Source organism: Caballeronia sp. LjRoot34, from assembly GCF_964253815.1.
GTDB lineage: Bacteria > Pseudomonadota > Gammaproteobacteria > Burkholderiales > Burkholderiaceae > Caballeronia.
On record NZ_CAXUSB020000002.1, the window covers coordinates 374,376 to 387,874 of the forward strand.

The 13,499-nt window shown below is 61.9% G+C and carries 12 protein-coding genes; 6 read left to right on the forward strand and 6 right to left on the reverse strand.

The annotated features are described in order from the left end of the window. Window positions 1-58 precede the first annotated feature (58 nt). A complete protein-coding gene (locus tag ACSQ36_RS21155; protein WP_436183453.1) occupies window positions 59-1,747 on the reverse strand; it encodes an acid phosphatase in 1,689 nt (562 codons plus the stop codon). Window positions 1,748-2,146: 399 nt separating this feature from the next. Beyond that, the gene (locus ACSQ36_RS21160) at window positions 2,147-2,965 is read right to left on the reverse strand and encodes a sulfite exporter TauE/SafE family protein (protein ID WP_436184905.1); all 819 of its coding nucleotides are present in this window, start codon (window positions 2,963-2,965) and stop codon (window positions 2,147-2,149) included. Window positions 2,966-3,217: 252 nt separating this feature from the next. Here ACSQ36_RS21160 and ACSQ36_RS21165 point away from each other — a divergent pair, with 252 nt between their 5' ends. From ACSQ36_RS21165 to ACSQ36_RS21175, 3 genes are all read left to right on the forward strand, one after another. Then, window positions 3,218-5,467, forward strand: coding sequence for an amylo-alpha-1,6-glucosidase (locus ACSQ36_RS21165; RefSeq protein WP_436184906.1), 2,250 nt, complete (start codon window positions 3,218-3,220; stop codon window positions 5,465-5,467). A 292-nt stretch (window positions 5,468-5,759) separates the two neighbouring features. Further along, window positions 5,760-6,626 (forward strand): glucose 1-dehydrogenase, encoded by an 867-nt coding sequence (locus ACSQ36_RS21170; protein ID WP_436183454.1) that lies wholly within the window; start codon window positions 5,760-5,762, stop codon window positions 6,624-6,626. 45 nt (window positions 6,627-6,671) lie between these two features. Then, the gene (locus tag ACSQ36_RS21175; RefSeq protein ID WP_346730497.1) at window positions 6,672-7,250 is read left to right on the forward strand and encodes a GNAT family N-acetyltransferase; all 579 of its coding nucleotides are present in this window, start codon (window positions 6,672-6,674) and stop codon (window positions 7,248-7,250) included. A gap of 33 nt (window positions 7,251-7,283) precedes the next feature. Here the strand turns inward: ACSQ36_RS21175 and ACSQ36_RS21180 are convergent, their stop codons facing one another. After that, complete coding sequence (locus ACSQ36_RS21180) at window positions 7,284-8,330, reverse strand: aldo/keto reductase (protein WP_213764410.1); 1,047 nt, start codon at window positions 8,328-8,330, stop codon at window positions 7,284-7,286. Between the two features lie 374 nt (window positions 8,331-8,704). Between ACSQ36_RS21180 and ACSQ36_RS21185 the strand changes: the two genes are divergently transcribed. Beyond that, the gene (locus tag ACSQ36_RS21185; protein WP_436183455.1) at window positions 8,705-9,697 is read left to right on the forward strand and encodes an AraC family transcriptional regulator N-terminal domain-containing protein; all 993 of its coding nucleotides are present in this window, start codon (window positions 8,705-8,707) and stop codon (window positions 9,695-9,697) included. A gap of 91 nt (window positions 9,698-9,788) precedes the next feature. Here the strand turns inward: ACSQ36_RS21185 and ACSQ36_RS21190 are convergent, their stop codons facing one another. Further along, window positions 9,789-10,025, reverse strand: coding sequence for a hypothetical protein (locus ACSQ36_RS21190; protein WP_213764412.1), 237 nt, complete (start codon window positions 10,023-10,025; stop codon window positions 9,789-9,791). 288 nt (window positions 10,026-10,313) lie between these two features. After that, window positions 10,314-10,751, reverse strand: a complete 438-nt coding sequence (locus ACSQ36_RS21195) for a BspC domain-containing protein (protein WP_436183456.1) — start codon at window positions 10,749-10,751, stop codon at window positions 10,314-10,316. A gap of 228 nt (window positions 10,752-10,979) precedes the next feature. Between ACSQ36_RS21195 and selD the strand changes: the two genes are divergently transcribed. Beyond that, the gene (gene selD / locus ACSQ36_RS21200) at window positions 10,980-12,044 is read left to right on the forward strand and encodes a selenide, water dikinase SelD (RefSeq protein ID WP_213764414.1); all 1,065 of its coding nucleotides are present in this window, start codon (window positions 10,980-10,982) and stop codon (window positions 12,042-12,044) included. A gap of 74 nt (window positions 12,045-12,118) precedes the next feature. Continuing rightward, on the forward strand, window positions 12,119-13,039 hold the full coding sequence (locus tag ACSQ36_RS21205) for a cation diffusion facilitator family transporter (RefSeq protein ID WP_436183457.1): 921 nt from the start codon (window positions 12,119-12,121) through the stop codon (window positions 13,037-13,039). Window positions 13,040-13,114: 75 nt separating this feature from the next. Here ACSQ36_RS21205 and ACSQ36_RS21210 read toward each other — a convergent pair whose 3' ends face one another. Beyond that, window positions 13,115-13,420, reverse strand: coding sequence for a hypothetical protein (locus tag ACSQ36_RS21210; RefSeq protein WP_436183458.1), 306 nt, complete (start codon window positions 13,418-13,420; stop codon window positions 13,115-13,117). Window positions 13,421-13,499: the final 79 nt, after the last annotated feature.

Sequence of the window (13,499 nt, forward strand, 5' to 3'; positions counted from 1 at the left end):
AGGCGTTGGCAACCCAAGCGTCCGCAGTTCGGGCACTTGCAACTCAAGCGTGTGCAACTCATGCGAGATCGAGCGTCCCCGTCATGTCCCCTAGCGGCGCTTCGCCGTTTGCCGCGAATGCCCGGTCGCGCGCGACCACGCCGTCAAGCGGCACCAGGTCGTGGACGCGCGTGATGAAACGCAGGATGGAGTTCGTGTCGTAGACCGTATGGTCGACGAGCCCCTTCTTCGCGAACGGCGCAATCACCAGGGCTGGAATGCGCGACCCGGGTCCCCATCGATCTCCTTTCGGCGGCGGCACGTGATCCCACCAACCACCGTTCTCGTCGTGCGTGATGATGACGACCGTGCTTTCCCATTGGGGGCCGCGCTGGATTCGCTCGACTATGTTGGCGAGATGCCGGTCACCCGATTCGACATCCGCATAACCCGCATGCATATTCAGATTGCCTTGCGGTTTGTAGAACGTCACAGTCGGCAGTTGGCCCGCGTCAATGTCCGCAATGAGTTTGTTGGTTGACGCATCGTCGCCCAGACCGGCGTCGCGCAAGTGTTGCGTGCGAGCTTGCGTGCCGGGCGCAAAGCTGCGGAAATAATTGAACGGCTGGTGGTGATACTGGAAATCGGGAACCATGCCCGTGTCGCGATGCGTGAGCGCATAGTCCCAGCCGCCGCTATACCACGCCCAGTCCACGCCTTTGTCCGATAACCGGTCGCCGATGGTGGCGTAACTCTGCGGCGGCAGCACGCGATAATTCGACGGGTCCGCCAGCGCCGGATCGCCGCCTTCCGCCGGGCGGACGTTACTCGGCTGATACGGCGGCGCCATTGTGTTGACCGCGTAGCCGTCGGCTGTAAGCGCGCCGTCGTTGACGTAGGACGGGGGGCCATCGAGGGCCGATGCCGGTGAATCGGCCGCGAGTTTCAGGCGCGTGCCCAGCGGATCGTCTCCATCCAGGACAGACAAGAGCTTTTTCGCCGGACCGTTATGTGCATCCGGATAAAACGGAGCCTGTGCCGAAATCAGATAAATATGATTGAGCCAGGAACCCCCGAATGCGGCCATGAAGAAGTTGTCACACAGCACGTTTTGCCGGGCGACGTTCCATAGTTTCAGCGAGTCCGCCGAATTGCGGTAATGCCCCATGACCAGGCCGCCGGAATCGCCCCATGCGGCGAACTGGTTATTGCGGCCCGCGTTGATCTGCATCTGGTTCTGATAGAAACGGTGCACGAGGTCGCGCGTGATGACGCCGTTCGGCAGCGGTTGCCCCTGCGCGTCGACAAGATGGAACGGTCCGTTCGGCACGCCGTCGATCTGCTTTTCCGAAATCATGTAGCGCTTGCCATCCACTTCCTGCGCTTGCGGCACGAGGCCGCCCCAGATTTTCGGCAGCACAGGCATGGGCGTGCGCCCGTCGCGGTCCAGCTGGACGTAGCGCGACGCAGGCACGGCTTCCAGGGGATATTGCACGCCGGGATAGTTACCCCAGAGGTTGCTGAAGCTTCGATTCTCCGCGTAGATCACGACAATATGACGGACCTGTGCTTGCAGCGTTTTGTCGAGCGCAATATCAGCGGCCGTCTTGGGCGTAGCCGGGCGCGAGTCAAAGAGATTGCAGCCGCTCAACGACAATCCGGTAAGGCTGGCCAGGCCGACCCCAGCCGCAAGCAGGCGGCGGCGCACGGGATCGTGGGGCAGGTCGGACGCGGGTTGCTCGTCGCGGGGATCGTCAGTGTGGCTCATCGCTGCTCCTGGATGTCTAGCGGCTCATCAATGTGCTTATTGATGTAGCTAAATAATGTGACTCAATGATGTAGCTAAATAATGTGGCTCGTCAAAGTGATCCAATCTTGAGGCTGACTATTCTGAATCAAAGCATTGAATCAAAGCATTGAATCAAACCCGCGATTCAAGGCAATGCCCGAGCACAGGACGGCTACCCGGCCACATATGGCGAAGAGCGCCTGCGCGTTGTTTCATCGCCCTTCGTCTATCTGAATCTTGCCCGGAAATGCACGGTTGCCGATAGCTGACCGAACGGCCTATGCGCCCAAAGAATAGGTCGGCCCAGACGTCATAGGCCGTTCGGCCGACTGGAAAGCGTCACGCTGGGCGACTACTATCGTTCGAACTGCCCGGGAATCAACTGAGTACCAGTTTCACGCCGACAATCACCAGCGTGGCGGCCAGCACGTTGCGCAGCAGCACCTCCGGCGCCCGGGAGGAAAGCATGCTGCCCAGCACGATCCCTGGCAGCGAACCCACGAGCAGGGACAGCAGCAGGTCCCAGTTGACGGAACCGAGCAGCCAGTGGCCGGTCCCCGCAATTAGCGTAAGCGGAACCGCGTGCGCAATATCCGACCCGACTATTCGCGCAGTCGGCAAACGCGGGTAGAGGAGCAACAGGACGGTCACGCCAATGGCGCCCGCGCCGACCGAGGTGATCGACACCAGCACGCCCAGGATTGCGCCGGTCAGCACGGTCCAGGCCACGGTGCGGGTTTCACGGCTCGCCGCTCCTGATTTTCCGCTTGCCTCGCGGGCCATCCCGGTCTTGTAGGCCAGGCGCGCGAGTTGTGGGCGGAACACGAGCGAGACAGCGGTAACAAGTAGCGCGGAGCCCAGCACGAGCTGGATCACCCGGGCGGCGGCGGGGGTGTTCAAACCGTATCGGTTGAGCAGGACCAGGGTGATCGCCGCTGCAGGGATGCTTCCCGCCGCAAGCCGGCCGGTGATACGCCAGTCCACGGACCCCCTGATGCCGTGGACCAGGGTGCCGGCTGTCTTGGTCGCGGCCGCGTAGAGCAGGTCCGTGCCGACCGCGGTGGCCGGGTGGATGCCGAACAGGAGCACCAGCAGCGGCGTCATCAGAGAGCCGCCGCCCACGCCGGTCAGGCCCACGAGGAAGCCGACAGCCAGGCCGGATGCTGAATACAGTAAGTCGATGTGCGGAAAAGACATGCGGCGGGGAGAACCGGTTGAATGAGCGTCGGTCGAAAAACGGTCGATGATAGCGGGTCCACGGTGTGCTTGCCTCCGGTCCGCGAAAATTGATTCGCAGGCTCCGGCCGTACAATCGGCCGGGTGTCCAGGCAACTCTTTCAGGAAGGTGTAATGGAAACGAAGGAACAACAGCAAGCAAAGCAGGCGCTCAGCGACCGGCACGCCAGTGATATCGCTCGCGACCCTGCCCATGACGCCGCTCATGACGACATGCCCGACCCGATCCGCAGTACGGCCGGCGTTCGCGAGGTTCCTCCGTCGACGCCCGTCGACAACACGGACGGCGCATTTATCGCGACCGAACATACGAACTACGCGAACGAGCGCCAGTTCGTGCTCAAGGCCGGCAACACCTTCGTGGTCAACGACGCAAACGGCGACATCCGCGGCAATGACGACGGTCTTTTCGTGAACGACACCCGCGTGTTGTCGCAGTTGCGCCTGACCTTCGGCGGACGCTCGCCGTCGCTCCTGTCCGGCAGTGTGTCCAGCGACAACGCCGTCTTTACCGCGCATCTGACCAACCGGCCGCTGCCGCCTATCGGCGGGGCGACCACGCCCGAGGGCGTGATCCACGTCGAGCGCCGCCGGGTGTTGTCGCGGCACGTGCTGCACGAAGCCATTGTGTTGACCAACTACGGAACCGAACCGGCCACCGTGCCGCTTTCGATCAATTTCGCCGCCGACTTCCACGACATGTTCGAGGTGCGCGGATCCACGCGCCCGAAACGAGGGGCAATGCGCGAGCCGTGCATCGAAGATGGCGAAGTCGTGTTGCGCTATACGGGTCTGGATGAAGTCGAGCGGACCGCGCGCATCCAGTTTTCGCCTGCACCGCATTCGCTCTCGGTCAATCGTGCGGATTACGTGCTGCGGATACAGTCGGAAACGGCCATGTCGATCTACTTGTCGATCACGGCCGTTACGCACGCGTTGAGCGACGCGAGCGCGGAGAGCAAGAAGATCGCAGAGGAAGGCGCTGAATGCGCGCCGGAATCGGGGCGCCCGGCCATTCGCGAGGCACTTGTCGATGCCCATCGGCGCATGCGCGAACGGCGGCGTTCGGTGGCGCGCGTGCGTTCGAGCAATCCATTGTTCAGCGAATGGATCGATCGTTCGCTCGCCGATCTCGGTTTGCTGACGACTGATCTCGAAACCGGACCGTATCCGTACGCAGGCATTCCATGGTTTTCCACGGCTTTCGGCCGCGACGCCATCATTACTTCGCTGCAGATGTTATGGATCGATCCGTCGCTTGCCCGTGGCGTGCTGCGGTTTCTCGCGGCACATCAGGCCCGCGAAGACTCCGCATTTCGCGATGCGGAAGTGGGCAAGATCATGCACGAGACCCGCAATAGCGAAATGGCTGCTACGGGCGAAGTGCCGTTTGCGATGTACTACGGCGGGGTCGACAGCACGCCGCTGTTCGTCGCGCTGGCCGGCGCATACGCCGAGCGAACGGGCGACACGGCGCTGATCGACGAATTGTGGCCCGCGTTGCAGCTCGCCGCGCAATGGATCGCACGTCATTGCGACAAGAACGAATTCGGCTTGTTGAGCTACCAGCGCGCAACGGAAGCGGGGCTCGCCAACCAGGGCTGGAAAGATAGCGGCGACTCCGTGTTCCACGCTGACGGCAGTTTCCCGGTCGGACCGATCTCGCTGGTTGAAGTCCAGGCTTACGCATCCACCGCGTTTGCCACCATGGCCCGCTTCGCGAGGCAGCGCAACGCACCGGACCAGGCATCGGACTTCGAGCAGCGCGCGCAAAACATCCGCGAACGCGTGGAGACAATGTTCTGGATGCCCGAGTCGGAGTTCTACGGTATCGCGCTCGACGGTAAGGGGGAACTGTGCAAGGTGTTGGCGTCGAATGCGGGACACTTGCTCGCCTTTGACCTGGTCGAACGCAGCCGCGGCGAAGCCGTCGCGCGCCAGCTTGAGTCGACCTTGTTCAACACCGGCTGGGGCGTCCGCACGCTGGCAGCAGGCCAGCCACGCTTCAATCCCATGTCGTATCACAACGGCTCCGTGTGGCCGCATGACAGCGCCATGTGCGCTCGCGGGCTCGCTCGCTACGGTGACCGCGGCGGTGCAGTGCGCCTGTTGCAGGCACTGTTCGAAGCGGCCGTCACGTTCGATATGCGCCTGCCCGAGCTGTTCTGCGGCTTCACCCGGCAACGTGGCGAACGGCCGATCGGCTATCCGGTCGCGTGCTTGCCGCAAGCCTGGGCGGCCGGATCGCCGTTCATGATCCTGGAGGCCTGTCTCGGGGTCACGATCGACGCCGAGCACGAGGAGGTGCGTATCGACCGGCCGCAGTTGCCTGATGGCATCGATTGGCTGGAGATTGGCGAACTGAGGGTCGGGAACAAAACCGTGTCTATAACCTTTCGGCGAGTTGGAGGGCAAGTCGTGCCGTCTATCGAAGGCGATATCCGGGTGGTCGCGGTGCTTTAACCGCACCGCGAACGCTTGACCATCGCTTAGCCGCTTAGCGCACTGGCGAGGTATCGCGCAAAGGCTATATCTGGAATGGGGATAAAGGTCCTGGGCGGCCCTGTCCACTTCCAGGCGAGACCGTTCGCCCGGTGAACGCGTTCGTGCCGGACGGTACTGCCGGCGGAATTGCCCTAAAGCGGCAGCCTACCCACATGCGCCGCTAGCCGGAGCCAACGATCATCCACCGCTCTCCTGGGTCCGTTGCTTGCTGAAACCCGGTCTTCCATCATCGTTTTTAGGGAGACCGCACATGGCCCAGATTTCATATCCCAAACCACCCTTCCCGGAACAGCACCAGGACTGGCAACCCGGCCACAGCGCGCCGATGAATCCCCCGCCCGATTACGGCGAGAAAACCTATAAGGGCTCGGGCAAGCTTGCCGGCAAAATCGCCCTGATCACGGGTGCGGACAGCGGCATTGGCCGCGCGGTGGCAATCGCGTTTGCTCGTGAAGGCGCGGACGTCGCAATCGTCTACCTGAACGAGCACGAGGACGCGAAGGAAACGGCGCGCTGGGTCGAGGAAGCGGGCCGGAAATCGCTGCTGCTGCCCGGCGATATCACCGACCCCTCGTTTTGCCGCGAACTGGTCGCGAAGACAGTGGAGTCGTTCGGGCGCGTCGATGTGCTCGTCAACAATGCCGCTTACCAGATGGTCTACGACAGTCTTGAGGACATCAGCGACGAAGAATGGGACAAGACCTTTTCGACGAACATCGGCGCGATGTTCCGGATCACGAAGGCCGCCGTGCCGCACATGAAACCGGGCAGTGCGCTCGTCAACACGACGTCGGTGAACGCGGACAGCCCGAATCCCGGGTTGATCGCGTATGCGGCCACGAAAGGCGCCATCCAGAACTTCACCGGCGGCCTCGCGCAGTTGCTGGCTGAGAAGGGCATTCGCGCAAACGGCGTGGCGCCGGGGCCGATCTGGACGCCGCTGATTCCATCGACGATGAAGCCGGAGCAGGTCAGGAATTTCGGCTCGCAAGTGCCGATGAAACGTCCCGGGCAACCAGCCGAACTGGCTGCGGCGTATGTGATGCTGGCGTCCGATGAAGCGAGTTATATCTCCGGCGCGACCATCGCGGTGACGGGCGGCAAGCCGATCATCTAGACGCGAGGCTTGGGGCAAACGGGGCTTGGAGCGGACGCGCCGTGCGTGCGAAACTGGCGCTTTAACGCCAGCAATCACGACGCGCCGCTCAAGGTACCCACGCTCATGCCCATGCCATTCACCATCCGCCGTCTGACTGCCGCCGACGCCAGTGCGTATCGCGATATCAGGCTCGAAGGGCTCGCCCGACACCCCGATGGTTTCGGCTCGGCGTGGGAAGATGAAGCTGAACAGCCGCTCGCGTGGTTCGAACAACGGATCGTGAATGCTGCCGTGTTCGGCGGGGTCTTAAACAACGAAAGCGAGTTGGCGGGCGTGGCCGGCCTGATGGTGCCGCAAGCCGCGAAACAGCGGCACAAGGGCGCGCTGGTGGGCATGTACGTCCGCCCGGCCGCTCGCGGAACGGGATTGGGGCTTGCCCTCTTGCAAGCCGTCCTGAGTCACGCGCGCACCGTGGTGGAAGAGGTCCAGCTGACGGTTGCGCCGCATAACGAAGCGGCGCAACGGCTGTATCGCTCGGTCGGATTCGTTGAGTACGCGCGTGAACCGCGGTCGCTGAAGATAAACGGCAAGTATCAGGAGTCGGTACTCATGACCTTGCCGTTTCAAACCATCGTTAGCTAACCGGCCAACTAACAACTAACAACCAACTAACAACTAGCCGCCGCTCGATTCCCGCAGCTGATTCAAGCGATATTCGCCCTGGCGAGCAAACATCCAGCCCGGATATTCGCTAGCGAGTTGGCTGACTTCATCGAGTGCGGCGAGTTCGTCGTCGTTCAGTTTGACTTGCGTCGCCGCAATGTTGTCGTCGAGTTGCTCGACCCGTTTCGCGCCGATAATCACGCTCGTCACCGCCTTCTGGTGCAACAGCCACGCCAGCGCGATTTGCGCCACGGTGACGCCCTTGGCTTCGGCCATCTGGGTCATGGCGTCGATGCAATCGAACGCGCGATCCATGTTCACCGGCGGAAACGAGAAGTTCGTGCGCCGGCCCGGTTCCGTCGAACTGCCGTCGCGCTTGTACTTGCCGCTCAGCAAACCGCCCGCGAGTGGACTCCACACCATCAGGCCCAAGTTTTCGCTTTTGAGCATCGGGACGATTTCACGTTCGAGGTCGCGCCCGGCAATCGTGTAATACGCCTGCAACGACTCGAAACGCGCGAGGCCGAGCCGCTCCGAAATGCCAAGCGCCTTGGCGATCTGCCACGCCGCCCAGTTCGATACGCCGATATAGCGGACATGGCCATGCTGCACGAGGTTGTCGAGTGCGCGTAGCGCTTCTTCGATTGGCGTGGCGGTATCGAACCCATGCAGCTGATACAAATCGATGTGATCGAGTTGCAGGCGTTTCAAGCTCGCCTTCACGCCGTCAATGATGTGATACCGCGACGCGCCGCGTGAATTGATGCCTTTCGTGCCGGTTTCGCCGTGGATTTTGGTGGCGACCACCACGTTTTCGCGAGGCACCTTCAGGTTCTTGAGCGCCTGGCCGGTGATGACCTCCGACGTGCCGTCGGCGTAGACGTCGGCGGTATCGATGAAATTGATGCCCGCATCCAGCGCCCGGCCGACGAGTTTGTCCGCGTCCGCCTGTTGCAGGCCGCCAATATTGGTCCACATGCCGCCTTCGCCGAAGGTCATGGTACCGAGGCACAATTCCGAAACGAACAAGCCGGTATTGCCGAATTTTTTGTTACGCATGCTGGGTTCCTTAGAATTCGTCCTTGGACTGGCGGCCTCTAGACTTCACCGTCGGCCGCTTCACGGCGGAACGACCGAACGCCCGTTCGGTGTTTCAGCAACGCCGCGATTCAAGCAGTATCTGCCTATGCCGCTGCGCCCGGCTAGCCTGATCCTGTCGGATCATTGCCCGATCCTGCAAAGGCCGCGCATGGCTCTGGGCGAAAATATGCAGGCGCGAGTAAGCTGAGTGCCATACGTCGGCAGCGTGCGGTTACGTGTAATTGCGTGTAGTTGATCGCGATTGGCATCTGGCTGACGGCAACCCTTCTCCATCCTTGCAAGACTGTGACCGTTCCTGGGCAGCAGCCGCGCAAACTCACCCACTGCGAATCATGGCCCTGAATGAGACGGCGGATTCCGCCATCGACCCTTTGAACCACGCTGACCACGCTATCAACGGCGGTGCGCCTGCACCGCTTGATCCGGGCCTCGATCACGCCCGGCTCGATCTCGTCGCGTTGCTGGACCGCTTCACCGCTGACACTACTGGCACGTGCCAGACAGCGGTGCACGGTTTGTTCCTGCATCGCGTCGTGCATTGCGGCGGCCCAAGCCATGGCATCCAGACGCCGGCGCTTGGCGTGATCGCGCAAGGGTCGAAGCGGATCATGGTAGGGGACGAACTGTATGTGTACGACCCCATGCACTATCTGGTTTCATCGGTGGATTTGCCGGTGATGGGGCAGGTGACAGGCGCGACCGAGGACAAACCGTATCTGGGCATGCGGCTTGACCTCGATGTCGAGGAAATCACCAAATTGATCGGCGATGAAAGCCTGCCGCCGTCGACGCCCGCGGACGCCTCGCGCGGTCTCTATGTCAACCGGCTCGGCACGTCTATGCTGGACGCCGTATTGCGTTTGCTGCGCTTGCTCGATACACCCGAGGACATTCCGATTCTCGCGCCGCTGGTCAAGCGCGAGATCTTGTATCGGTTGTTAATGAACGGTCCTGGCGCCCGCTTGCGCCAGATCGCGCTGCAGGACAGCCAGACACAGCGCATTGCGAAGGCGATCATGCTGCTGCGCCAGCACTTCGATCAGCCGCTGCGCGTAGAGTCGATCGCCCGCGACGTGCATATGAGCGTCTCGTCATTGCACCATCATTTCAAGGCCGTCACGGCGATGAGCCCGCTGCAATACCAGAAGCAGTTGAGGCTTCAGGAAGCGCGGCGCCTGATGCTGATCGACATGACCGATGCAGCGACAGCGGCGCATCGCGTGGGATACGAGAGCGCATCGCAATTCAGCCGCGAGTACAGCCGCCTGTTTGGTGCGCCGCCGTTGCGCGATACCCGCAAATGGCGCGAAACTGCGGGCGCTTGATCAAGGTTCGGCGCGCCGCATTCACGCGGCTGAAAACGGAAAAAGCCAGGGACGTCCCTGGCTTTTTCGTCTTTAACGCCTGCGCGACCGGTCAATAGTAACGATTCGGAGGGCCGTAGTAACGCGGCGCGTGATGGCGTTCCCACTCGCGCCTTTCCCAGTAGCGATGCCCGTCGTAATACCGGTCGCCGTGCCAGCCGCGGCTGTCGACATGAACGTAACCGGGGTGGAAGTGGTCGTCGGCGGACGCGGTGTTCGTGAAGCCGAGACTCGTTGCTGCCGCCACCGCGAGCGATGCAGCTGCCAGGCCTTTTCTGACTGTCAACATGATGGTTTCCTTCGCGCTTGTTGTTCGGCGTGTTCCGCGGTTTAGTAGCGGCCGTAGTAGTCGTGATGGTGGTATCCGCCATCCGGCACGACGATACAACCACCCAGGGTGCTGCCGAGGAGTACTGCGAGCGTGACTAGAATCGCTAATCGTTTCATGGGTTTCTCCAAATGAAATCCGTGAAATCAATGTAGCGATTAGCTAAATGACAAGCCGTTTGCGTTTGTAAGGAAAAGTGTGGCTGGAAATATTCGGGAGAGGCAGCGAAGGCCTGATCCCTTAGCGCTGTTACCGAACGATCCTGGGCCTTACATTTGGGGTGAGCGAAACACCGACCACACGGCCGTCGCGCACGCCGCAGCTGCTGTCAACGCGCGTCCATTGCGACTTTCCGCGAATTTTGGCGAACGCGCGCATGGCGATTACTTCGTCTACGGGAATGGGATTGTCCGCGCTGAAGATAGGGGTGTCGTTATCGATCTTCGCACGCAGTACACGCCGGTCGGGGACCATGAACGTGTCGTACCTGGGCGTCAACGCCACCCATCGATCGAACGCCGCCACGCAGCGGATCACCGGTTCAGGGACGTGCATGCGGGTCAGGTAAGCGTAGTCTTCCTGCGGGGAGGCAGGCGATTCCTGAGCGTGACTGAGTTGACTGAATGGACCGAATTGACACAGCGACGCGCAGAGGATCAAGCCGAAAACAAGAGGTAAAGATTTCATGCGGGGAAAGGTAAAGGTACGGGCACGGGGCGGTTGACGGGTAACGTTGAAAGACGGCATCGGACCGTGGCTCGAAGTGTACCGCGTGAGCGGTCGCACGATGCGTTTCAATATTGACGCGGACTACGCGCCGTGGTCACCAGAATGGCGGGTTGATCGCGATTGCCACTTCCGGACGCGACAACCACCATAATATCGGTCACACGCAACTTTGCCGGATAACCGCGAATGACTGACATCAAGCTGAATGCAACCCCGTCGCCCCGATTGACCAGCCTGTCCCACGGCGGCGGCTGTGGCTGCAAGATCGCGCCGGGCGTCCTTGCCGACCTGTTGAAACGCAGCGTGCCATTGCCGTTCTTTCCCGACTTGCTGGTCGGTAACGACACCGCCGACGACGCGGCGGTTTATCGTTTGAACGACGAGCAGGCGATTGTTGCAACCACCGACTTCTTCATGCCGATCGTCGATGACCCGTTCGACTTCGGCCGTATCGCGGCGGCCAACGCACTCTCCGATGTCTACGCCATGGGCGGCAAACCGATCCTCGCGCTCGCGCTCGTCGGCATGCCGATCAACGTGCTGCCGCACGAGGTGATCGCGGCCGTGCTGAAGGGCGGCGAGTCGATCTGCGCCGAAGCGGGCATCCCCGTCGCGGGTGGTCATTCCATTGATTCCGTGGAGCCTATTTATGGCCTGGCGGCAATCGGCATCGTGCATCCGAAGCGCGTGAAACGTAACGCGTCGGCTCGCCCCGGCGACGTGCTGATCCTCGGCAAGCCGCTCGGCGTGGGCGTGTTGTCGGCGGCGCTGAAAAAGGATCAACTCGATGCCGCCGGCTACGCCGCGATGATCGCCGCCACGACCAAGCTGAACCGCCCGGGCGCGGATCTGGCCGCACTCGACGCCGTACACGCGCTCACCGACGTAACCGGCTTCGGCCTGCTGGGCCACACGCTGGAACTCAGCCGTGGCGCCGGGCTGACGGCACGCCTGCGATACGCCGACTTGCCATGGCTGCCCGGCGTGGAGGCATTCGCGAAAGCGGGCGTGGTCACGGGGGCATCGGGCCGCAACTGGACCGCCTACGGGCAGCACGTCACGCTGGCGTCGTCATTGCACGATGTGGCACGAAGCCTGCTCACCGACCCGCAGACTTCAGGCGGCTTGCTGGTGTCATGCGCGCCGGAGGCGGTTGACGAAGTGCTCGCCATCTTCCGTGCGGACGGCTTCGATCAGGCGGCGGTGATCGGAGAAATGATCGATGGCGAAAGCCGCGTGGAAGTCGTTTAGCGCATTTGTGGTTGGTTCATTGTTGATGTCCGTAGAGCGTCCCTGACCCGCTTCCGACTTCCGCCAGGAGCACGATGAAAGAAGAATCGCCGAAAGCCATTTTCTACGCGCTCGCCGCCAACTTTGGCATCGCCGTCTGCAAGTTCGGGGCGGCTGCGTTCACCGGCTCCGGCTCCATGTTTGCCGAAGCCATCCACTCCACCGCCGATTGCGGCAACCAACTGTTGTTGCTGGTGGGACTCAAGCGTTCACAAGCCCCCGCCGACGTGTTGCATCCGCTCGGCTCGGGCCGCGAGATTTACTTCTATTCCATGCTCGTCGCGCTGCTGCTGTTTTTCGTCGGCGGCGCGTTTTCCGTGTACGAAGGTGTGCATCGGATCGCCCGGCATGAAGTGGTGAGTAACCCCATTGTCGCGCTTGTCGTGCTGGGGATATCGGTCGTGCTCGAGTCGTTTTCTCTGGCCGGCGCGTTGCGCGGGATCCGCAAGACATCGGGGAAAAAGTCTCTCTGGCGATGGTTTCGCGAGACGCGCGAGTCCGAACTGATCGTGGTCACAGGCGAAGATGTCGCAGCCCTGGCGGGTCTTGCCATTGCGTTTTGCGCCGTGCTCATGACCATGATCACCGGCAATCCCGTCTACGACGCAGCGGGGTCGATCGGCGTCGGCCTGCTGCTCATGGTGATCGCGTACCTGGTCGCCCGTGAAGTGAAGTCGATGATCGTCGGGGAATCGGCGAGTCCGGAAGTGCGCCGGGCTATCGATGCGCACTTGCGCGCGCGCCCGGAAATTGTCCGCGTGATCAACCTGATTACGCTGCAGTGGGGCAAGCAGATCGTGGTGGCCGTGCAAGCGGAGATGGTGGACTACGACAGCGGCCGCGCAATGGTCGATGCCATCAATGTGATTGAAGCGGACCTGCAGCGCGCGTTTCCCCAGGCACGCTGGGTCTTCTTCGAGCCGGATATTCCCCGCGTGGCCGAGGCGCGTGCTTGAGCGCCGGTGAGCGTCGCGATAAGCCGTCCAACCATGGTTCCACTAAACTGCACGACGTCGCACAGAATCCTTGCATCACGGCAAATGAGCGGGTGGCCGATCATAGTGCGGTCGCGGGGTATCGGGTGTCGCGGGAAGCTGGGTGTCGCCGCTGGCGGGAAGTTGCGTGGTGCCTTCGTCCGGCGGCGCGACGCTGTCTACGTGCTTGGTAACCTTCGCAGCCGAGGGCGGGATGGGCTTCGCGGCGCGCTCAAGGTTGGCGTGTTCAGCGGCGCATACCCGCCCGGGCGCAAGAAGTGCTAACAGCAGTCCGGTCGCCGACAGCAACATGGCGGCGCCGGACAGGGCAACTCGCAAGGATCGCGTAATTTGGACGTGCATGCCCATATCCCGTAGTTTTGATCTGATGTTTGTTGCACGAACCATTCCAGCTTGAGAGTGAACACCGCAGGTTCAATCG

Excerpts from the sequence above, each read along its gene's own strand:
- ACSQ36_RS21155 (WP_436183453.1), bottom strand. The coding sequence starts at position 1,747 with ATGAGCCACACTGACGATCCCCGCGACGAGCAACCCGCGTCCGACCTG.
- ACSQ36_RS21160 (WP_436184905.1), bottom strand. The coding sequence starts at position 2,965 with ATGTCTTTTCCGCACATCGACTTACTGTATTCAGCATCCGGCCTGGCT.
- ACSQ36_RS21165 (WP_436184906.1), top strand. The coding sequence starts at position 3,218 with ATGCCCGACCCGATCCGCAGTACGGCCGGCGTTCGCGAGGTTCCTCCG.
- ACSQ36_RS21170 (WP_436183454.1), top strand. The coding sequence starts at position 5,760 with ATGGCCCAGATTTCATATCCCAAACCACCCTTCCCGGAACAGCACCAG.
- ACSQ36_RS21180 (WP_213764410.1), bottom strand. The coding sequence starts at position 8,330 with ATGCGTAACAAAAAATTCGGCAATACCGGCTTGTTCGTTTCGGAATTG.
- ACSQ36_RS21185 (WP_436183455.1), top strand. The coding sequence starts at position 8,705 with ATGGCCCTGAATGAGACGGCGGATTCCGCCATCGACCCTTTGAACCAC.
- ACSQ36_RS21190 (WP_213764412.1), bottom strand. The coding sequence starts at position 10,025 with ATGTTGACAGTCAGAAAAGGCCTGGCAGCTGCATCGCTCGCGGTGGCG.
- ACSQ36_RS21195 (WP_436183456.1), bottom strand. The coding sequence starts at position 10,751 with ATGAAATCTTTACCTCTTGTTTTCGGCTTGATCCTCTGCGCGTCGCTG.
- selD (WP_213764414.1), top strand. The coding sequence starts at position 10,980 with ATGACTGACATCAAGCTGAATGCAACCCCGTCGCCCCGATTGACCAGC.
- ACSQ36_RS21205 (WP_436183457.1), top strand. The coding sequence starts at position 12,119 with ATGAAAGAAGAATCGCCGAAAGCCATTTTCTACGCGCTCGCCGCCAAC.
- ACSQ36_RS21210 (WP_436183458.1), bottom strand. The coding sequence starts at position 13,420 with ATGCACGTCCAAATTACGCGATCCTTGCGAGTTGCCCTGTCCGGCGCC.